The sequence below is a fragment of the Agarivorans sp. Z349TD_8 genome (assembly GCF_050870825.2).
In the GTDB taxonomy this organism is placed as follows: domain Bacteria; phylum Pseudomonadota; class Gammaproteobacteria; order Enterobacterales; family Celerinatantimonadaceae; genus Agarivorans.
Window position 1 is genome coordinate 895,012 of record NZ_CP194037.2, and the last position, 19,763, is coordinate 914,774.

The 19,763-nt window shown below is 45.7% G+C and carries 19 protein-coding genes; 16 read left to right on the forward strand and 3 right to left on the reverse strand.

What is annotated here, in order from left to right; translation table 11 throughout:
* Positions 1 to 141: 141 nt before the first annotated feature.
* The 5 genes from ACRRS1_RS03960 to deoD all read left to right on the forward strand — a co-directional run bounded on the left by ACRRS1_RS03960 (position 142) and on the right by deoD (position 5,602).
* Positions 142 to 1,380 (forward strand): NupC/NupG family nucleoside CNT transporter, encoded by a 1,239-nt coding sequence (locus ACRRS1_RS03960; RefSeq protein WP_432460975.1) that lies wholly within the window; start codon positions 142 to 144, stop codon positions 1,378 to 1,380.
* A 79-nt stretch (positions 1,381 to 1,459) separates the two neighbouring features.
* On the forward strand, positions 1,460 to 2,236 hold the full coding sequence (gene deoC, locus ACRRS1_RS03965; RefSeq protein WP_432454452.1) for a deoxyribose-phosphate aldolase: 777 nt from the start codon (positions 1,460 to 1,462) through the stop codon (positions 2,234 to 2,236).
* A 25-nt stretch (positions 2,237 to 2,261) separates the two neighbouring features.
* Positions 2,262 to 3,602 (forward strand): thymidine phosphorylase, encoded by a 1,341-nt coding sequence (gene deoA, locus ACRRS1_RS03970; RefSeq protein WP_432468352.1) that lies wholly within the window; start codon positions 2,262 to 2,264, stop codon positions 3,600 to 3,602.
* A gap of 9 nt (positions 3,603 to 3,611) precedes the next feature.
* Positions 3,612 to 4,832, forward strand: a complete 1,221-nt coding sequence (locus ACRRS1_RS03975; protein ID WP_432454450.1) for a phosphopentomutase — start codon at positions 3,612 to 3,614, stop codon at positions 4,830 to 4,832.
* Positions 4,833 to 4,897: 65 nt separating this feature from the next.
* Positions 4,898 to 5,602 carry a purine-nucleoside phosphorylase gene (deoD, locus tag ACRRS1_RS03980; RefSeq protein WP_432454449.1) on the forward strand — a complete coding sequence of 235 codons (705 nt, stop codon included), beginning with the start codon at positions 4,898 to 4,900 and terminating at the stop codon, positions 5,600 to 5,602.
* Between the two features lie 216 nt (positions 5,603 to 5,818).
* Here the strand turns inward: deoD and ACRRS1_RS03985 are convergent, their stop codons facing one another.
* The gene (locus ACRRS1_RS03985; RefSeq protein ID WP_432460976.1) at positions 5,819 to 6,604 is read right to left on the reverse strand and encodes a YtjB family periplasmic protein; all 786 of its coding nucleotides are present in this window, start codon (positions 6,602 to 6,604) and stop codon (positions 5,819 to 5,821) included.
* On the opposite strand from ACRRS1_RS03985, the gene serB reads away from it, so the two are divergent.
* On the forward strand, positions 6,599 to 7,597 hold the full coding sequence (gene serB, locus ACRRS1_RS03990; RefSeq protein WP_432460977.1) for a phosphoserine phosphatase SerB: 999 nt from the start codon (positions 6,599 to 6,601) through the stop codon (positions 7,595 to 7,597). The genes ACRRS1_RS03985 and serB overlap by 6 nt on opposite strands.
* A gap of 145 nt (positions 7,598 to 7,742) precedes the next feature.
* Here the strand turns inward: serB and ACRRS1_RS03995 are convergent, their stop codons facing one another.
* On the reverse strand, positions 7,743 to 10,118 hold the full coding sequence (locus ACRRS1_RS03995; protein ID WP_432468351.1) for a PilZ domain-containing protein: 2,376 nt from the start codon (positions 10,116 to 10,118) through the stop codon (positions 7,743 to 7,745).
* Positions 10,119 to 10,264: 146 nt separating this feature from the next.
* Here ACRRS1_RS03995 and radA point away from each other — a divergent pair, with 146 nt between their 5' ends.
* Positions 10,265 to 11,629: a DNA repair protein RadA gene (radA, locus tag ACRRS1_RS04000; RefSeq protein ID WP_432454444.1), complete on the forward strand. Its 1,365-nt coding sequence runs from the start codon at positions 10,265 to 10,267 to the stop codon at positions 11,627 to 11,629.
* On the opposite strand, the gene ACRRS1_RS04005 is transcribed toward radA, so the two are convergent.
* Positions 11,626 to 12,006: a PilZ domain-containing protein gene (locus ACRRS1_RS04005; protein ID WP_432454443.1), complete on the reverse strand. Its 381-nt coding sequence runs from the start codon at positions 12,004 to 12,006 to the stop codon at positions 11,626 to 11,628. The genes radA and ACRRS1_RS04005 overlap by 4 nt on opposite strands.
* 395 nt (positions 12,007 to 12,401) lie before the next feature.
* On the opposite strand from ACRRS1_RS04005, the gene ACRRS1_RS04010 reads away from it, so the two are divergent.
* From ACRRS1_RS04010 to ACRRS1_RS04050, 9 genes are all read left to right on the forward strand, one after another.
* Positions 12,402 to 13,139, forward strand: coding sequence for a type 1 glutamine amidotransferase (locus tag ACRRS1_RS04010; protein WP_432468349.1), 738 nt, complete (start codon positions 12,402 to 12,404; stop codon positions 13,137 to 13,139).
* Positions 13,136 to 13,522: a hypothetical protein gene (locus tag ACRRS1_RS04015; RefSeq protein ID WP_432468347.1), complete on the forward strand. Its 387-nt coding sequence runs from the start codon at positions 13,136 to 13,138 to the stop codon at positions 13,520 to 13,522. The genes ACRRS1_RS04010 and ACRRS1_RS04015 overlap by 4 nt, the downstream gene beginning before the upstream one ends.
* A 374-nt stretch (positions 13,523 to 13,896) precedes the next feature.
* Positions 13,897 to 15,261: a YjiH family protein gene (locus tag ACRRS1_RS04020; protein WP_439036004.1), complete on the forward strand. Its 1,365-nt coding sequence runs from the start codon at positions 13,897 to 13,899 to the stop codon at positions 15,259 to 15,261.
* A 114-nt stretch (positions 15,262 to 15,375) separates the two neighbouring features.
* A complete protein-coding gene (locus ACRRS1_RS04025) occupies positions 15,376 to 16,023 on the forward strand; it encodes an HAD family hydrolase (protein ID WP_432454439.1) in 648 nt (215 codons plus the stop codon).
* A gap of 79 nt (positions 16,024 to 16,102) precedes the next feature.
* Complete coding sequence (locus tag ACRRS1_RS04030; RefSeq protein ID WP_432454437.1) at positions 16,103 to 16,681, forward strand: hypothetical protein; 579 nt, start codon at positions 16,103 to 16,105, stop codon at positions 16,679 to 16,681.
* 46 nt (positions 16,682 to 16,727) lie between these two features.
* Positions 16,728 to 16,886 carry a hypothetical protein gene (locus ACRRS1_RS04035; RefSeq protein ID WP_432460980.1) on the forward strand — a complete coding sequence of 53 codons (159 nt, stop codon included), beginning with the start codon at positions 16,728 to 16,730 and terminating at the stop codon, positions 16,884 to 16,886.
* A gap of 74 nt (positions 16,887 to 16,960) precedes the next feature.
* Entirely contained in the window at positions 16,961 to 18,241 is a 1,281-nt protein-coding gene (locus tag ACRRS1_RS04040) for a diguanylate cyclase domain-containing protein (protein WP_432468345.1), read from the forward strand.
* 497 nt (positions 18,242 to 18,738) lie between these two features.
* Positions 18,739 to 19,293 (forward strand): hypothetical protein, encoded by a 555-nt coding sequence (locus tag ACRRS1_RS04045; protein WP_432468344.1) that lies wholly within the window; start codon positions 18,739 to 18,741, stop codon positions 19,291 to 19,293.
* Between the two features lie 132 nt (positions 19,294 to 19,425).
* Positions 19,426 to 19,590, forward strand: a complete 165-nt coding sequence (locus ACRRS1_RS04050) for a hypothetical protein (protein WP_432468343.1) — start codon at positions 19,426 to 19,428, stop codon at positions 19,588 to 19,590.
* Positions 19,591 to 19,763 lie beyond the last annotated feature (173 nt).

The following is a 19,763-nucleotide window of genomic DNA, read 5'->3' on the forward strand; positions in this document are numbered from 1 at the left end:
GTTATTATATCGGCTCGCAAACGGCCTTGCTGGGGACTCGATGTAACTGCAAACGTTATGATGCTTCGTTGATATTTGTTTCGGCTGAGAAAAATGAAACGGTGCTGATTGATTAAAAGACAACTTAATCGAGAGACACGAATGAATAGTACGGTAATGAGTTTGGTTGGCGTATTCGCGCTACTAGGAATAGCATTGTTGCTTTCCGATAATAGATCCCGAATTAATAAACGCACGGTATTCGGCGCGTTTGTGATTCAAGCTGGATTTGGCGCTTTTGTGCTTTATCTTCCCTTTGGGCAGGAGGTTCTTGCCACTGTCTCTAACGGCGTTCAATCGGTGATTAATAGTGCCCAGGCGGGAATTGATTTCCTATTCGGTGGTTTAGCCACTGACGCCATGTTTGCCAATGGTGTCGGTTTTGTATTTGCTTTTCGGGTACTGCCAATCATCGTATTTTTCTCGTCTTTAATCGCAGTTTTATACCATCTCGGTATTATGCAAAAAGTGATTTTTTTGATTGGTGGCGGCTTGCAAAAAATACTTGGAACGAGCCGGCCGGAGTCGATGTCGGCTACCGCGAATATTTTTGTGGGTCAAACCGAAGCGCCGATTGTAGTGAAGCCCTTCATTCCCAAAATGAGTGAATCGGAGTTATTTGCCATCATGGTGGGTGGGCTTGCTTCGGTCGCAGGTTCTGTTTTAGCGGGTTATGCTGGACTCGGTGTCGAGCTTAAATATTTGATAGCTGCATCATTTATGGCGGCTCCCGGCGGCTTGTTGATGGCGAAGATGATCAAGCCCGAAACCAAGCCATCAGAGCAAGATATGGATGCCGCTCTTAATGAAGTTGAGCGCCCGGCAAATGTAATTGATGCGGCCGCCGTTGGTGCTTCAAATGGTATGCAACTCGCATTAAATGTGGGGGCGATGTTGTTGGCCTTTATTGGTTTAATTGCTTTAATGAATCATATGGTTGGTGGGATCGGAGCCTGGTTTGGTTTAGAGCATTTAACGGTTCAATTAATTCTCGGTTACATTTTTGCGCCACTTGCTTGGATTATAGGGGTGCCTTGGGCTGAAGCTGTTCAAGCGGGTAGTTTTATTGGTCAGAAAGTTATTGTGAATGAATTTGTCGCTTACGTCGATTTTGTGAATGTACGAGCGACGTTATCGGAACACACTCAAATCGTGGTGACTTTTGCTTTGTGTGGGTTTGCCAACCTGTCTTCTATCGCAATTTTACTTGGTGGTTTGGGGAGTATGGCTCCGACGCGTCGCAGTGACATTGCGCGTTTGGGGCTTAAAGCCGTTGCTGCTGCGTCACTAGCTAATTTAATGAGTGCGGCACTGGCAGGATTTTTTACCAGTTTGTTATAGCGACTGTCGTTTTTTGGCCTTGTGCCGAGAAGCTAAGCTATATCGCTGGTCTACTTTTTATTAACTTTGAGGAATAGTTATGTCTCAGTCTCTCACCGTGGTGGCGCAGCAAGCGCTATCTTTGATGGATCTTACGACGCTAAATGATGATGACACTCGTGCGAGTGTCGCAGCTTTGTGTGCTCAAGCCAGTTCAGCTCAAGGGCAAGTTGCTGCGGTATGTATTTACCCTCGATTTATTCCTTTTGCTCGTCGCATATTAGCGGAACAAGGTGCCAGCGAAGTAAAAATTGCGACGGTGACTAACTTCCCTCTGGGGGAAGATGATGTCGCTTTAGCGGTCGCTGAAACCAAGGCCGCAGTTGCTTACGGTGCCGATGAGGTGGATGTGGTCTTTCCATGGCGAGCTTTAATGGCGGGTAACCAACAGGTGGGAACAGACTTAGTTGCTCAATGTAAGGCAGCCTGTGGCAGCGCGGTGAAACTGAAAGTGATTATCGAAAGTGGAGAACTTAAGTCAGCTGATTTGATTGCCAAAGCCAGTGAGCTGGCGATAAAAGCTGGGGCCGATTTTATCAAAACCTCAACTGGCAAGGTAGCAGTGAACGCCACTCCAGAAGCTGCGAAAGTGATGCTGAATGCCATCGCTAAATTTAATCCTAACTGTGGTTTTAAAGCGGCTGGTGGGGTGAAAAGTGCTGAACAAGCCAAGATTTATCTTGACCTTGCTCGTCAGATCTTAGGGGATGAGTGGTTGAGTCAAGCGCATTTTCGGTTTGGCGCGTCTAGTTTATTAGCTGCTTTACAAGCCACGATTTTAGGTGACTCAAAGGCTGAAGCTGGCGCTGGTTATTAAGCCCTAAGATGGTTAAGGAAAGCTAATGTTGCTACCTCAAGAAATTATTCGACGTAAACGAGATGGAAAAACGCTCTCGTTGGCAGAAATCCAATTTATGGTGAATGGGCTCAGTCGTGGTCAACTCAGCGATAGCCAAGTTGGGGCTTTTGCGATGGCGGTGTATTTTCAGGGGATGAAACCTGAAGAAGCCACTGCATTAACCTGCGCAATGCGTGACTCTGGTCAAGTACTCAGTTGGCAGCATCTCGAATTGCCTGGGCCTGTGGTCGATAAACATTCAACGGGTGGGGTTGGCGATTTAACTTCCTTGATTTTAGGACCAATGGTTGCAGCTTGTGGGGGTCATGTACCGATGATCTCAGGCCGCGGTTTAGGTCATACCGGCGGTACTCTGGATAAACTTGAAGCTATCCCCGGTTACTCCATTAGCCCGACGACTCAGCAGTTTGAACAGATCGTCAAACAGGTTGGGGTTGCGATTATTGGCCAAACCGGAGAATTAGCTCCTGCCGATAAACGTTTGTATGCGATCCGCGATGTGACTGCCACCGTTGAATCTATTCCGTTGATTACTGCATCTATTCTTAGTAAAAAGTTGGCCTCTGGTCTCGATGCTTTGGTCATGGATGTGAAGGTGGGGAGTGGCGCATTCATGCCTGATTACGCCCAATCTCAGTGTTTAGCCGAAAGTATTGTACAGGTTGCCAATGCCGCTGAGGTGAAATGCTGCGCCTTGCTGACGGATATGAACCAGCCTTTAGCGCCCAGTGCCGGTAATTCGCTAGAGGTGGCCGAAGCCTTACGCTACCTGAAAGGTGACCGCTCGGCACAGCGTCTGCATCAAGTGACGACGGCCTTAGCCGTAGAGATGTTGTTAGCGAGTGGCTTAGCCAGTAGCCAGCAACAAGCGGAACAAAAACTTGCGGTAAGTCTCTCGTCGGGAGCTGCCTTAGAACGTTTCTCGATGATGGTGGCAGCACTTGGCGGGCCGCATGATTTTGTGCAACGTAGTGAGCAATATTTACCGAAGGCTAAGCTTATCAAACCACTTGTTGCTGAACGCGATGGTATTGTGACACAAATCGATTGCCGCGCATTAGGCATGGTTGTTGTTAGTTTAGGTGGCGGTAGAACGGTCGCTGGTGCAGCCATCGATCATAGTGTTGGGATTAGTGATTTAGTCGAGTTAGGTGCTCAGATCATTCAAGGGCAAAGCTTACTCTACTTGCATGCGCAAGACGAGTCATCTTGGGAAGCAGCAGCGAGGCTGTTACAGCAAGCTATCACGATAGAGTCGTCCGTGACTGTATCGACAACGGTTGTCGCGGAACATCCGGTTTATCAACGTATTGGTCCGCAATAAGGAGATCTTATGAAACGTGCAATTATCTTAATGTTGGACTCATTTGGCATTGGTGCCAGTGCTGATGCTGACAAATTTGGAGATCAAGGCGCCAATACCATGCTACATATTGCCGAGCAATGTGCCGCAGGCAAGGCTGATATTGGCCGCAGTGGGCCGTTAACATTGCCTAATTTGAATCGGCTTGGTTTGGGCCAGGCTTGTGCCGACAGCGGCGGTGTTTACCCACCAGGTTTAGATCCTAAGGTTAATTTTGAGGCCTGTTATGGTTATGCCGCAGAGATGTCTAGCGGCAAAGATACCCCGAGTGGGCACTGGGAAATCGCTGGGGTACCGGTACTATTTGACTGGGGCTATTTTAGCGAGACAGAGAATAGTTTTCCGCAAAGTTTGCTGGATGAGTTAGTTGAACGGGCTGAACTGCCAGGTTATTTAGGGAATTGCCATGCTTCTGGTACTGAGGTCCTCACGCGCTTAGGGGAAGAGCACATGGCAAGCGGTAAGCCGATTTTTTATACTTCGGCGGATAGCGTGTTTCAAATAGCGGCGCATGAAGAAACCTTTGGTTTAGAGCGTCTATTAAAGTTATGCGAGTTGGCTCGAGAGCTGGTGGACCCTTATAACATTGGTCGAGTCATCGCTCGTCCTTTTATTGGTGCTAATGCGGCTGAGTTTGCTCGTACTGGTAATCGCCGTGATTTATCAGTCTTACCACCGGCCCCTACCTTATTAGATAAGATGGCTGAAGCGGGTGGCGAAGTGGTTAGTATTGGGAAAATTGCAGATATTTATGCTCAGCAGGGGATTACCCGTAAGGTGAAGGCGACAGGGCTTGAAGCGCTATTCGACTTAACTTTGAGCGAGATGGCTCGGCAAGTGGATCACAGCATAATTTTTACCAATTTTGTTGATTTTGATTCTTCTTATGGACATCGTCGTGATGTGGCAGGTTATGCCGCAGCCTTAGAATATTTTGATCAGCGTTTACCTGAACTGCTGGCGCAGCTTGGTGATGAAGACATCGTGGTACTTACCGCAGACCATGGTTGTGATCCAACATGGCCAGGTACCGATCATACGCGTGAACACATTCCGGTTATTTTCTTTGGGAATAATTTGACCGCTAAGAATGTCGGGAAGCGTGATAGCTTTGCTGATATAGGCCAAACCATCGCCGACTATATGGGTTTACCAGCCTTACAATATGGACGTAGTTTTTTACAAGAATAAGTATTTTTAGCAGCTAATACGGCTTTATCTTGCTGCTGTCGACATAACTTTTATTAGGAGAATATATGGCAACCCCTCATATCAATGCTAAGCCTGGTGATTTTGCTGAAACGGTACTGATGCCCGGCGATCCATTGCGTGCGAAATATATTGCGGAAACTTATCTACAAGATGTAGTTGAAGTGACAGGTGTGCGTAACATGCTCGGATTTACTGGGACTTACAAGGGCAAACGAGTCTCTGTCATGGGCTCGGGCATGGGGATCCCCAGTTGTTCTATTTATGCCCATGAACTGTATACCCAATATGGTGTAGAAAACATTATTCGTGTGGGAAGTGCTGGCGCGGTTAGCGAGCAAATTAAATTGCGTGATGTGGTGATTGCCATGGGCGCGTGTACTGACTCCAAGGTTAACCGAAGCCGTTTTAAAGGACATGACTTTGCGGCAATCGCTAATTATGACTTACTACGCGCAGCGGTGGATAGTGCAAAGACTCATGGCATTGATGCGAAAGTTGGTAATATTTTCTCTGCCGACCTATTCTACAGCCCAGAGCCTGATATGTTTGATGTTTTAGAAAAACACAATGTTTATGCGGTGGAAATGGAAGCGGCCGGTTTATACGGTGTTGCTGCAGAATGTGGTAAGGCGGCGTTATGTGTGGTGACCATTTCTGATCATATTCGTACCGGCGAGCAAACCACAGCCGAAGAGCGCCAAACAACCTTCAATGAGATGATTATTCTTACCTTAGAATCGTTACTTTAAGTTGGTTTTGAGAGAGGCTTTGGCGGTGATATAACGGTGGAAAGTCAACTTCCATCGAACGTCCTCAAAGCACTCTCAATTTATTCTCAATCGATGATGATTGAAGGACAGGAACACCGCCTTAATGACGGCTTTTGGACAGCGACTTTATCGGGAGCACAAAGCTCGCCGAGCCGCTTCAAAGCACTCTCCATTGATATATGATTAGCCTAAGTTTTACTTGTTGCTGCTTCTGGCGGCGATGCTTGCCAATAGTTGCTTCGCTTGTTTACTGTTTTTGCGTTGTGCTCGGTTATTAATCCGTAGCAACATTGCGAAACGACGTTTTCTTGAGAGCACTCGGGTAAGAAAAAAACCGATGGATATCGACATTAAAAACATTAGCATCATTCGTGCTTGACCATCACTCACATAAGTATTGGCTTCGGCTAATAGAGTTGTGTGCTCTAGCGTAATCCGTAAATAACCTAAAGTTTCTCCCTGTGGGCCTCTAATTTCAGCAATGTAGGGGCGTCTGCCGAGGCCCTCTAAAGGTGTATGGCTACTTCCGGCTAAGGGGAGAAGCTTGCTTAAAGGCAGTGCTTGTTGTGATTGGGCTAAGCGGAGCCCTTGATGGTCATAAATGGTCGCGTCTTTAACAAAATGTTCTTTGACTAAGGCATTCACCAAGTATTTTAGTTCGGCTTGATTATCTTCTCCGATAAAAGCCGCTGCGTTCAAGGCTGCTAGCGAGGTGAGTGAGCGCGCTAGTTTTTCAGTTTGATTTTCAATTAATTGCTCACCGCTATGCTTTAAGTCCAAATAGCCGTAAAGAACCCAAATGCAGCACCCAATGGCAATAACAAATTGGAAAAATTGAATGAATCGATAGCGTTTTACTGCTGATTTGGCCACGCGAACCTCTTTTTTATCGTCAAAGCTATTGTAGGTGCTTGCCAAACTAAAAAGCAATACGCTATCTTGATGCGCCGCATTTGTAATTAACAAGGAATCAGTTTGCAATCACCTCATAGCCTAGACCGCTTACCGCAGTCCTTAACTCAGTGGTCTCTTTCTCTAAAACAGTTTCCCTACCAAGTTTGCCCCGAGTTGGGCCTGCAGGAAACTAACCAAGGCCTCACTGGTAGCTACATCTTGGCTTGGGCGAAAGAGTTACTGATTAGTGATTTTATTAGCTTAAGTCAAAGCTTCATGTCGCAGCAAGCATTGCAGCTCTGCGGAGTGATGCCTGCCGCAGGAAATATTTGTGTTCTGTTACGTAGCGACGCCGACGCGCAATGGTGTAGAACACAGCTAGAGGCACAAGACTTTGCTTTTGATGTGGTGGTCTTAAATCATTTACCAGACTTAAGTGAACCCGGTTTAGTGTTGATGGATATGGATTCCACCACGATTCAAATCGAATGTATCGATGAGATTGCCGCCTTGGCTGGCGTGGGAGAGCAGGTGAGTGCGGTGACTGCAGCCGCGATGCGTGGTGAGTTAGATTTTGAGCAGAGTTTGCGTAGTCGAGTTGGCTTACTCAAAGATGCACCGCAAAGCATTTTACAGCAGGTGGCTGACCAAATGCCCTTGATGCCGGGTCTAGAGTGCTTGATTAAAACGGTTCAGCAAGCGGGCTGGAAGGTAGCCATCGCCTCAGGAGGATTCACCTTCTTTGCTGAGCGGCTGCAGCGTGACTTAGGTTTTGACTATGTGAAAGCCAACGTACTCGCGATAGAACAACAACGACTCACTGGTGAAGTGATTGGTGGAGTGGTTGATGCGCAGGTGAAAGCAGATGTATTAGCGCAGCTAAAACAGCAATATGGCGCTAAGCAAACCATGGCGATAGGCGATGGGGCGAATGATTTGAAAATGTTAGCGGTTGCCGATTTTGGGGTCGCGATTCATGCCAAGCCTTTGGTACAACAGCAGGCGCAATTGTCGGTCAAACACAGCGATTTAGATGGGGTGGTATGTATCCTACAAGCCGCTAAGATGCTGATTGCTTAGACGATAACCTGTATATTTCTGTATCCTTGCGGCGAGATTGATGCCTGCCCGATAGAACTGAGTGCTATCGGGCCCATAACATCGATTTTTATCGTCGTTTTTTATATGAAGTATCGCGTCGATTACGCTCCGCTATAGGGGCGTGTTAATCGCGACTTAAGCGAAAGCGCTGCATTATTTCAGCACTGATATCTGTTAACTCAATCAGACCTGCAACACTCCATAACTCATCTTCTAATTGTTTGGCTCGATGGATGGCGTAATTGCTAATGTAGTCTAGTTCACGTTGTATATACTCGGTATCTGGGCGGCCCACACGTGATAACAATAAGGAGAAGGCATGGACCTGACCGCGGTCTAGACTCAGCTGAATAAATTCTCGTTGTTGTTGGCTTGACTTAAAGCCACTACTGAGTCGCTGGCTGAGTAGTTTTTTGCCATCTTTTGAGAGCACGACGATCAGCTCGAAGCGTTCGGGTGGATCACTCGGTCGATGGTCTTTTAAGCGTGAAGAAATAAGTGAGCCAAGGTTCTCATGGGCTAGAAATTGGCTTAAATCCGCAGTTTGCTTGTGTTTATCAATATTGAGTAGCAGATCGCTAGCCTGAGGGATCGTGCCATAGGCAACGCAGCCCACTTCCAGATTGCCAGGGATCTTATTAATGTATAAGGCTCGGCAAAAGAGCGGCGCACAAACAAGTTGTCGCAGCGCATCTGATAATCCCGAAATATTTCTTCCTTCTGGCACCAGTGGTAGTTTATCTAAGTTATGATCGATTAATTGTTTAAAGAAACCTCGACCTTGATGTACTTTCCCTTTTGTATCCACCGCTTTTAAGTTGTAGATGGTATGGCTGGTATTACAGTTAACCACCTGGTAGTTGAGCTGGGTTAAATTAAAACTTTTCACTAGTTTTTGAAATTGAGGGAGAGCCAAGTTCAAGTGATCGTCAGGATTGAAATCCAGAGGTGTTTCAACTTGGATTTTCATTCCGCCGAGCGAGAAATCGACCACCCATCCACTTTCTATAAGGCCTCGGTGTTCAACCTCGACCAGAGAGCGGTATTGGTAGCGATTTTCTTTACGCAGCTGCATATACTTGTAGCTAATTTGCTCAAAAGCGGTAATTGATTGTTTTGTTTGGTTGAATAAAGCCAGTTTATTGGGGTTATCGTTTAAGGGGTAGTTCTGCTGATAATCGCTGCCATTATCTGCCCCGGTGATATCACTTAATAAGCCGACCACACTCAAATTTTCAAGGGCATTGGCAACCCGCTCTTGTTCAATAGCAGAATCTTTTCTAGGCAAGGGAGTACTCACTTGCGCATCGCTCGCTTGGGCTTTTTGCCACTGAAATCTAAACACTTTCCAGCTTGGCTTACGGCAGCCAAAGGCGAAGTAGAGCGCGCGAATTTCCGGGTGTTCTGCGAGTTCTTCACTGCTGGCAGAATAAAAGAACAACTTGTTATTGGTGGTATGGGTAAAGCAATAAATCAGGCTTTCACCTTGATTTATTGCCTGATAACGCATCATTCGCGGATGATGAAATAGCTGGGATAAATGGCTGGTATTGGTTTCATCTCGCCAGTAAGACAACAGTTCTAAATTGTTCGGCGTGGCTAAAACATAAGTTAGTTGCGGTGGCGTTTGACCGGTAAAATATAGCGGGACACTGCTGAGTCGCGGCATCAAATATTGTTCGTAGCCTTTGGTGATGACCGCCGCGGTGATATTATCCACATCAACTCGGTAGCGCCCCCGGTATGAGCGCAAGAAAGTACTAAAAAAGTGGTTAAACTCTTCGCTGGGATCGATCACGGTCATTCGTAACCACTTTTTCTGATCCTTCTGGTCAATTCCTACGATTCGATATTCAGTTCCCGCGCTGAGAACCCGATTGGCAAACTCTTTTTCCAAACCGGTGAAGTAAACTAAATAGTGTTCGCCTAGAGTATAGGCTCGCTTAGGGTCAACCTGAACCCGTAAGCCCGAGACCGACATATTGGAGCTTCGAGCATCAAATTGTTCGCCGTTTAAGGTCGCCATTTTAATGGGAGCTGTGAGGTGCATTCGCTCTTCACTGCGGCCAATGTAGTGGCCTAAACGTATTGCTCTGGCCTCCACTATTTTAGGTTTACGAGCCGCTGCTTGCTGAGGGCTGATGTTTTTTTGCTGCATCACCTTAAAGTTATTTTCGGTGCTTTGCAGTTTTTCAAAAATACCTAAGGTGTATTGATTTTGATAAAGCTGGAGTTGTTGTTTAAATACTTTAATTGCGACTTCATCTAGGTAATGGGTTTTACCTTGGTAAGTAAATTCGCCGCATTCCCCGTCTACTTTATCTCGTAAATCGACCAATCGTTGGCAAGGAGCCGACAAGCGTTGCATTTCCATTTTTAGTAAGAAGCGTTCATTGTTTGACAGCTCCTGAGTCGCGCGATTAAACACTTGGTTAAAATCTTTGCTGCCCATGAGTGGTAATAAACGTTCGATTAATGCATAGCCCTTAGTATGTGGCATTGGTCTGGGTATTTTTCCTTACTGATTGGTTTTACTGTCAAATCTTTGGCTGAGTCTTTACACTTAGCAAAGATTGTGCCTTCAGATCGGATTAAGGCAAGGTTTTTTAATGATATTTTTGCACTGAGTTGTGGTTAGGGGGCGAAATGGCAAAAGTGAAAACGGCCTATGTATGTAACGACTGTGGTGCTGACTTCCCGCGCTGGCAAGGTCAATGCGGTGAATGTAAAGCCTGGAATACCATTAGTGAAGTCCGTTTAAGTGCTGCGCCTGCGCGTAATGACCGCTTTAGCGGATACGCAGGAGGGACCAGTGTCGGTAAGGTTCAAACCTTAGACAGTATTGATTTAGCTGAATTACCACGTTTTTCGACTGGATTTGTTGAGTTTGATAGGGTTCTTGGCGGTGGCGTTGTGCCGGGAAGTGCCACTTTGATTGGAGGCAGTCCAGGTGCCGGGAAGAGTACTTTGTTACTGCAGACCATGTGTGGCTTGGCTCAGCATATGACTACCTTGTATGTCACTGGTGAAGAGTCGCTTCAACAAATCGCTTTGCGAGCCCAACGTTTGGGCTTACCGAAAGACAAACTGCAATTGTTAGCCGAAACCAGTGTTGAGCAAATTGGTCAAATCGCCTTACAAGTTAAACCTAAAATGATGGTTATTGATTCGATCCAGGTGATGCATATGGCAGATATTCAGTCGGCTCCCGGAGGCGTTAGTCAAGTTCGAGAGAGTGCCGCTTGGTTGACTCGTTTTGCCAAACAACACCATATAGCGATGTTTATGGTAGGACACGTGACCAAAGATGGTTCTTTGGCAGGGCCTAAAGTGTTGGAGCACTGCATCGATTGCTCGATTATGTTAGAAGGTGATGCCGATGGGCGTTTTCGTACCTTGCGCGGCCACAAAAACCGTTTTGGAGCGATTAATGAGTTAGGGGTGTTTGCGATGACCGAGCAGGGGATGCGGGAAGTTTCCAACCCTTCGGCAATTTTTTTATCGCGAGGTCAAGAGCCCGCACCTGGCTCGGTGGTGATGGTGGTATGGGAGGGGACTCGTCCGCTGTTGGTGGAGATCCAAGCCTTGGTTGACTATAGCCAAATGGCTAATCCGCGACGGGTTGCAGTGGGTTTTGAGCAAAACCGTTTAGCGATGTTACTGGCCGTGATGCATCGCCATGCGGGGGTTCAGATGTCGGATCAGGATGTATTTACCAATATTGTTGGTGGCGTGAGAGTTGCCGAAACTGGTGCCGATTTAGCCCTGTTGGTGGCAATGGTCTCGAGTTTTCGTAATCAAATCTTGCCTCGTGATTTAGTGGTTTTTGGTGAGGTGGGCTTATCGGGTGAAATTCGACCGGTGAGCAATGGTCAAGAACGGCTAAATGAAGCGGCTAAGCATGGTTTTAAACGCGCTATAATCCCTTTGGCAAATCGACCCAAAGTAGCCATTAAGGGACTTGAGGTGATAGCGGTTGCTAAGCTGGTTGAAGCTTTAGAAGCGGTTTAATCCGCTTCTATAGGTTGTGCAACTAAGTGTTCTAACTCTCGGTGTAGCAGTTCATCATCACCTAAATTGAGTTCAATCAGGCGTTTAAGGTGACTGGCGCTTTCTAAGTCAAGATGAAGACAGCGTAAGCCTAGCTGTTTGTCTCGTAGATGTTTTACTTCTACATCCATGGTAATGGTCAGTTCTTCAACGGCCATGTCAGTTAAGTTAAAGCTAAGCGTGAGTTGACTTAATTGTTCATCCCAGTCTTGGGGGAGCGTAACCAGAGCTCCACGCAGAGATAAGTCTAATAGTTTACATGACCAAAATTGCTCTCCGTGGTTGAGAGAGGCTGGGCGGTCAAATAATACTCGCAAAAATTGGCGACGTTCATGCATAAAGCGCTTCCTAATATGGCCTTTAACTTGCCCCTAAGACTAGCTTAAATAAGTCTAATTTGCAGCAATCAAGATAAAAATCATCTGCTGCTGAAATGCGGTGAGTATTTGTTGATGTAGAGGATGTTGCTTTAGCCCGCTTCTAGACCAAAGTATTTGTCGCTGTTTTCTAGCTTGTGATTAGGGGGGCATTTTCATCATTGCATGTTAGCGTTTCTTCCTTCGTATAAAGAAGCGAGACATGGCGCTAAAATTATTCATCAATGCTCAACAAGCCTTAGGTTCATGATTTGGCCGCGTCGCTTAAATGAGGGGGAAGCACTATGATTAAATAGACGCCGTATGGGTTTGGGAAGACACAGTGATCCCTCATGTTCGTATAACTAGAGTGATAGATGAATCGATCAGCAGAGCAATTAACGATTTTGTTGATTCAAATTCGCGATGATTTGAATACACGTATCGAAGAACTCGCTAGTTTTAGCCATTTTTGTGGCGTACCAGCGGCGCAATTTCGCGTGCTGAATGTCTTTGAGCAAGCTCATTTTGACGAACGAGTATTACTTGATGTGGATGCGGTATTCGTGGGCGGCTCTAGTGAAGCCAGCGTGCTGCAACCGCATCGTTATCCTTTTGTATCCGCCATTCAAGGTTTATTACTCGCCTGTATTGAGCGACAGCTTCCGACTTTTTGTTCTTGTTTTGGCTTTCAGTTATCGGTATTAGCTTTAGGAGGAGAAATTCATCACCAGTCGCAAGGTTTTGAAATGGGAACCTTGGCGCTTCATCTTCACCGAGCCGCAGCCAAAGACCCGCTGTTTAAAGAACTTCCAGACCCGTTTTTGGCGGTATCGGTCCATCGAGATAGTGCACTTTGTTTACCGGACTGTTGTCAAGTATTGGCTTATAGTGAACAATGTTTGCATGCCTTTAAGCACAAACGGGCGCCGTTTTGGGCAACTCAGTTTCATCCTGAAGTGAATCGCAGTATCTTGGTTGAGCGGTTAAGCCAATTTAAACATCAGTACACGCAGGGGGAGCAGCATTTGCAGCAAGTATTGAGCCGAGTTCAGGAAACGCCAGAGAGTAATGCGCTATTAGCCAGTTTTATTCAACGAGTCGTGCTCGCATGAAAATAGTCAAAATTCTAGTGCTCTGTATTTTCGGCTGGTTTTTCTTGGCTGCAAAACCCAACTTAACCGGCTTTCGGCCAGAGCAAGTATGCCAAGCAGGCATCGCAAGCATGGCCTCGGTGGCTCCAAAACAAGTCAGTATTTATCGCAGTCAAGCTCCCTTATGGCAATTGCGACTAAGCAAACATGGCCAAACTCAAAGCTATTATTGCCAATTACAAGCCGATGAAATTTTGTGGCGACGTGCTGAAGATAGCCTGTGGCAGGACAGTCCAAAGCTGCGTTTTCAAAGCAATTCGAGTTCTCGGCAATTGATTATCACTCACTACCTTGGGCAAGCACGCTTGGCTGAACATCATTTTCGTGGTGAAGATTTCCTCTAGTACGCATGATATCCCATCGATTAAGGCGCGCAGCTACCTCGATGGCTCAAGCTCGCCTTGTGTCGTTTTGGGGCTACAGTTTTGCAGCCTTATCTAAAACCACATCATTGATTTGTGTGCAGCATTGCTTGCGATGGCATTGGTTTGATATATAAGCCAAAAACCACTTTAGAGGAATTGGTTTTAGTAAGAGGTGTCTGGTTCAATATCTAGTTTATGATTTTGCTTTAAGTCAAAAAAGCAGCTTAAAAATCTTGAATGGCTAGTGTTTTGCAGGTATTCTCCCGCGAAAATATATATTCATCTCCTGTGAATATAACAACACATTTAGCTTAATAGAGTGATTTTATATGCGTGACGTGGAGGCGCTCAGCGTGCCTGATTCCGATCAAACCATCCCCTCAACTCAAATCCCAGCTTGGAAGTTTATCTTACCGTCTTTGCTGGGGATCTTTTTGTTCATGCTACCGCTGCCTTATAACGGTTCTTACACGATTCCGGTGGCTATCTTGGCAAAAAGCTTGGTAGCAGGCCTGGGCGATAGCGCCTTATGGCTGGTCGTGGGGTTTATTACGATTAGTGCCATCATGTCGACTTATACCTTGCTTACCAAGCCTCGTTGGTTGGGTAAAAATGCCTTATTAACGTCTCTGTTTAAGGTCTCAAAGGCTTGGTATGGGATCCGTATGCTGGGCTGGGTATTAGTATTGCTGTGTGCCTTCAAGATAGGCCCCGAGGCGATTTGGTCGGGTGATACTGGTGGACTCATTTTAGGAGACTTACTACCCACACTACTCAGTGTATTTATTTTCGCTGGCTTGTTATTACCACTCTTGTTGAACTTTGGCTTGCTAGAGTTTGTGGGCACTTTACTGAGCAAGGTGATGCGTCCGGTATTTGGGCTGCCGGGCCGCAGCGCCGTAGATTGTATGGCATCTTGGTTAGGTGATGGCAGTGTCGGGATCTTGTTGACCAACAAACAATATGAAGACAAACACTATACTCAGCGTGAAGGCGTAGTGATAGCGACAACCTTTTCGGCGGTGTCGATTACCTTTAGTCTGGTGGTATTAGCGCAGGTTAATTTGGAGCACATGTTTGCGCCCTTTTACTTAACCGTGTGTGTCGCTGGTGTTGCAGCTGCGGTTATTGTACCGCGCTTGCCACCCCTGTCGGGCTTTAGTGATAAGTTCATCGATGGCAGTCAGCGCCAGAAAAATAGTGAAGTGCTTCCCGAAGGCTATAGCAGCGTTGCTTGGGCATATAGCTTAGCGCGGCATCAAGCGGGCCGAGCCAGTCATCCAAAACAATTGCTTAAAGAAGGGCTGCACAACGTATTAGACATGGTTCTTGGGGTATTACCGGTAATTATGGCTGTGGGAACCGTCGCCTTAGTGATTGCAGATACCACCCCTATTTTTGCTTACTTAGGCAAGCCGTTTATTCCTTTATTAGAGTTGTTGCAATTGCCAGAAGCCGCACGGGCCTCAGAAACCTTGGTGGTAGGCTTTGCCGATATGTTTATTCCTTCGATTCTTGCCGCATCTATCGAAGCCGATATCACCCGTTTTGTGATTGCCGCAGTGTCGGTGACGCAGTTGATTTACTTATCGGAAGTGGGTGCCTTAATTATGGGGAGCCAGTTGCCGGTGAAATTGTGGCAGTTGTTTGCGATATTTTTAATTCGTACCCTAGTCACCTTGCCGTTGATTGCGTTGATGGCGCATCTATTCTTTTAGAACTGACATTTTGGCGATACTTAATACTGTAGATTGTTAAGTATCGCTGCTATGGTATTGCTCCAATCAATATTTACCCTCATCAATTAGCGAGTAATCAAAGTGGAAAAAACTATGGCTTATCGCGCCGCTGTATTTGATATGGATGGCTTATTACTCGACAGTGAGCGGGTGTCGTACGATACCTTCGCAGCTGCTTGCGCCGAGTTGAGTATCGAATTTAAAGAGTCCGTTTACTTACAAATTATTGGGACTAATGCGCAACAGATTAAAAAAATCTTATGTGCAGGCTACGGCCAAGACCTCCCTTATGACCAGTTACGGGCGTGTTGGATAGCTAAGTATCATGCAATTGTGATGCATCAAGCGGTTCCCTTAAAAACTGGGGCGCTGGCTTTGTTGCAATGGTTTAAATCTGAATCGATTCCGGTAGCGCTGGCCACTTCATCGGCCCGAGATACGGCAGAAAAGAAATTGGAGCATGCGGGGATCCGTCAGTTTTTCGATCATATCTCAACCGGTTGTGAAGTCACATATAGTAAACCTCATCCGGAGATTTTCCTTAAGGCTGCGCAGGGTTTGGCGGTAGATCCACAGCATTGTCTGGCCTTTGAAGACTCAGACAATGGCGTGCGTGCAGCGGTGGCTGCCGGGATGCAAGTGTATCAAGTTCCCGATCTGATCCCCCCTAGCGAGCAGCTTAAGCTATTGAATCATGAGATCCGCTTGTCCCTTAGCGAGGTCCTAGCAGAGCTGGCTTAATCGCCGTTAATTTTTTGACGCTAGCTGCTGGCACTGTTTTTGCTCAATCAAGATGATTAACATCAGGATTGAGCAAATTATGATAGAAATACAGATCAGTGAAAATGTGCAAGCCAGCTTACCACGGGCATTTCCTTCTTTAGAGCATGCTTTTTTCCGCCATCGCTGGAGTGCTCATGCTTTTGCTGTTGGTGACCACGAGTGTTTGGCCGTGATTGAGCGAAATAGTGGCTACGTCATATTATTTTTTGATTTATGCCAAGCGGATTACCTGCATTTTTCTCGGGTTCTACAGCTGCGCTTATTAACAGAAGCGATCGCCGTGGCGGATCTGGAAGAAGATGAAGCCGCGTGTTTAAAACAGCGAATGCTGGCTGATTTTCAGAATATCATGGTCACCGAAGGGGTCAATCACCCGATCACCCCGCAACTTGATAAAGTGAAAGGTTTGGTATTGGCAATGGCTCAGCGCGAAGGCGGTGTGCCTAAGCAGCAAATGGAAGAGTTTCGTTGGGGAGTTATTTTAAATGACTTTGCACAGCGTCATTCTGGCTTAAGTCCTTATCAACAGATGCAGCAACAATGGCAAGAAATGGCGGTGAACGTACCTTTGAGTCGCGATCATGTTTCACAGGCGAAGCAACCCGTTCTTCACTAATGGCTAAGCTTTAAGCCACCACAGCTTGTGGAGTTCTAGGGCATTTATGGCTTCGGTCAATGCTGAACAAGTGATATCATATTTTGCCGTTGGTATCGCCGATAAGTGCAGCATTGAGCGACTAAAAAGCATTTGGTATTTTATTGATAAAACAGAACACCGCACCGAGTTTGTATTGAGTCGCGTATTAGAGAACTCGAGTTAGAATGAGGGCGTCACAAGCTCATTCGTTTTAAGCAACATTATTCAGTCGTCTCAACCTGGACATTGTGAATATCGATGAACCAAAAATATAGTCACTTACCTCATATCCGCTCTCATGACGAGTTGCCCCTATACGAACTTATTCCTAACGTTGTTTGGATATTTGATCTGGATAAGCACGGTTGGTGGTGGGGGAACTCGGCGGCGGTCCGTTTTTGGGGCCTGGAAAACCTTGGCCAACTGATTGCCAAAGATTTGTCGGGGGATACTCAAGGTGCCCGAGAACGTACTGCCCAAACTTTTGAATTAGCGGCAAAAAATGGCTTAACCGTTGATCCGTGGACAACTTATCCCAACGGTAAACCTAAAACCTTACATATGATGCATCGCGCGGTATTAGTCGGCCCGGACAAACATCGCGCCATTATTGCTTTTATTAACGAAGAGGTCGACCTGGGGGCTGAGCCAGAAAACTTACTACTGGTTGAAGCAATGCGTTATACCACGGTGCTGGTCACCAGTTTTACCCAGGCTGGTGAGGTGGTGATCGAAAACCCCGCGGCGACAGAAGCTTATAAACACCTCAATCATAGTGAAATCGTCAACGACGGGTCTACTTTCGCGGCGCGCTTTGCTGATCCCAAAGAAGGTGAACGTTGTCGTGAGCAGGCATTAAAAGAGCAAGGTGGGCGCTGGGAATATGTGATGAATACCAGCCAGGGAAAACGCACCCATACTTTAGATATACGCATCACTCGTCATCCGCTCAGTGGGGATTTTTTATTACTGGTCGTTGAATACGATATTACCGAGTTGCATCTGGCATTGACAGTTGCCGAAGAAGCACAGGAGCAGCTTCGACAACTGGCGCATTACGATGCGCTGACCGGGCTTTCGTCGTTACATCTAATGCAGGAAAATGTCGCGTTGTTGATCCATCAAGCGGCCCGAGTGAAGCAGCGTTTAACTTTAATGTTCATTGATCTGGATGATTTTAAAACCGTTAATGATACCTATGGTCATGACGCAGGTGATGAAGTGTTAAAAGCCGTGGCCGAGCGCTTGAAATTGAGCTTGCGTAAATCAGATTTTATCGCTCGGCTAGGCGGTGATGAGTTCATTATTGTGCAAATGGATAGCCATACCGAACAACAAGCAGCCAAGGTGGCCAGCAAAATAATTGAAACACTTGCCAAGCCTTATGCCTTAAACAATGGTCAGGCGGAGATTGGCGCAAGCATTGGCATTGCTTTTTATCCTGAGCACGGCAACGACCTTGAGTGCTTAATTAAAGCGGCCGACGAATCGATGTATGTTGCGAAACGAAGGGGTAAAAATAGCTATTATTTTGCCTAATGTTTTATTTTGATACTTAGAATTGCTGTTTGATGATTGCTAGGGCGTAAATATAACGAAAGATCGTATGCAGACTTACCATTCTTATTCGAGAATTTCGCCTCGCGGCGAGGTTATTACGCTTTAACGGCCCAAGCTTAGCGAAGCCAAAACAAAGGTCGCCCTGCATTATCTTTATCTTTGCTGGCTCAGTGCCAAGCACCTGCGCAACTCGCTACGCTCAAACAGACTTCAACTTTGCTCCCTTGTTCATTTGCGCTACTCGGCGAAGATGATGGGATTTAAAAGCGTAATCTTGGCTATCGAGAGTATGAAAGGTTTTTGTTTTTAGAATGGGTGTCTAGTTTATTAGTCAAAATGGTGATTCACTGATATGCTGTTGATAAAATTGAATATTAAAGGCTGTGTGAATTTCTGTGCTGCGTGATAGGTGGTAACTTCGCATGCGTGAAAGATGGGAATTTGCATATTAATATACTGTTAGGAGTTCAGTCACAATGATGCCAATTTCCGACTTAATGAATTATTTCGGGCCACTTCATGATGATGTGGAGCGCTGCCTTGTAGGTATAGAAATTGGTGATGACTTAGAGTACTGGAAACGTTCTTATCTTCGTTGTCTATGTACATTTGTTGAAGCCAGAATTTACTTGCTTAAATCAGAGTTAAAAGCAGTCGATCATCTAATTAATAGTGCAGAAATATCTCAAGAGCAACTTGGCTTTCTTAATGGTACTGATTGGAAAATAAGTACGAATGGTGAGATTAAGCCGAGAGTAAAAATAGTTTCACCTGTAGATGAATTAAAAGCTGTCATAAAAATTTTAGGCAACTTCTATCCAAATTTACTTTGGGACTTTAGTTCTGTTCGGTGGGCGAGAGTTAAACAACTTTATAATTCTCGAAATAGTCTTGTTCACCCTAAAAGCCCCGATGATATATCTGTTAGCGAAAAAGAAATTGAAGATTTTGAGGCTTTTAGAGTAGACTTTAATGAGTGGTCTTCATTGATATATAAAGAAGCTTGGGGTGTAGTTGAAAAGAACTCCTAACAAGCTGTTAAACAAGGATAAAAACAGTTGGCTTTTGCTCCTTCGTCGCTAATTTTAGCCAACAATTTTATTGCCTGTTAACAGGGCGTTAAAGCGCAAGCATAATAATTCGAATCCAAGGATTTCAATAAAATGATTTTAGAAGAGTTTGATTTTGGAAATGAAGCAGGCGATGACGTACCTGCTGATGAGTTAGCTACATATTTCGTAGAACAAAAAACTTTTAAGAAATTCACTAATGAAAAAAAGCGACTGTTTGTTGCAACAGCAAAAAAGATAGCTAGACACCCATCATAACTCGATGAGTGAAAGGCTGTCCTAATTGAGCCAATGGCTCACTTTGCAACGCTGATTTGAATAAGAAAAATATTCAGTCGCGTGTGAATTTAAATAGAGACAGCAGATGACTAGATAGCTCTGCCAATTCACGACGGTGAGCTGCTCGGATACGGCTAATGGGAGAAATCCTT

Bases quoted from the DNA above. Each gene is read 5' to 3' on its own strand.
- ACRRS1_RS03960 (WP_432460975.1), top strand. From the start codon at position 142: ATGAATAGTACGGTAATGAGTTTGGTTGGCGTATTCGCGCTACTAGGA.
- deoC (WP_432454452.1), top strand. From the start codon at position 1,460: ATGTCTCAGTCTCTCACCGTGGTGGCGCAGCAAGCGCTATCTTTGATG.
- deoA (WP_432468352.1), top strand. From the start codon at position 2,262: ATGTTGCTACCTCAAGAAATTATTCGACGTAAACGAGATGGAAAAACG.
- ACRRS1_RS03975 (WP_432454450.1), top strand. From the start codon at position 3,612: ATGAAACGTGCAATTATCTTAATGTTGGACTCATTTGGCATTGGTGCC.
- deoD (WP_432454449.1), top strand. From the start codon at position 4,898: ATGGCAACCCCTCATATCAATGCTAAGCCTGGTGATTTTGCTGAAACG.
- ACRRS1_RS03995 (WP_432468351.1), bottom strand. From the start codon at position 10,118: ATGCCACATACTAAGGGCTATGCATTAATCGAACGTTTATTACCACTC.
- radA (WP_432454444.1), top strand. From the start codon at position 10,265: ATGGCAAAAGTGAAAACGGCCTATGTATGTAACGACTGTGGTGCTGAC.
- ACRRS1_RS04005 (WP_432454443.1), bottom strand. From the start codon at position 12,006: ATGCATGAACGTCGCCAATTTTTGCGAGTATTATTTGACCGCCCAGCC.
- ACRRS1_RS04010 (WP_432468349.1), top strand. From the start codon at position 12,402: ATGAATCGATCAGCAGAGCAATTAACGATTTTGTTGATTCAAATTCGC.
- ACRRS1_RS04015 (WP_432468347.1), top strand. From the start codon at position 13,136: ATGAAAATAGTCAAAATTCTAGTGCTCTGTATTTTCGGCTGGTTTTTC.
- ACRRS1_RS04025 (WP_432454439.1), top strand. From the start codon at position 15,376: ATGGCTTATCGCGCCGCTGTATTTGATATGGATGGCTTATTACTCGAC.
- ACRRS1_RS04030 (WP_432454437.1), top strand. From the start codon at position 16,103: ATGATAGAAATACAGATCAGTGAAAATGTGCAAGCCAGCTTACCACGG.
- ACRRS1_RS04035 (WP_432460980.1), top strand. From the start codon at position 16,728: ATGGCTTCGGTCAATGCTGAACAAGTGATATCATATTTTGCCGTTGGT.
- ACRRS1_RS04040 (WP_432468345.1), top strand. From the start codon at position 16,961: ATGAACCAAAAATATAGTCACTTACCTCATATCCGCTCTCATGACGAG.
- ACRRS1_RS04045 (WP_432468344.1), top strand. From the start codon at position 18,739: ATGATGCCAATTTCCGACTTAATGAATTATTTCGGGCCACTTCATGAT.
- ACRRS1_RS04050 (WP_432468343.1), top strand. From the start codon at position 19,426: ATGATTTTAGAAGAGTTTGATTTTGGAAATGAAGCAGGCGATGACGTA.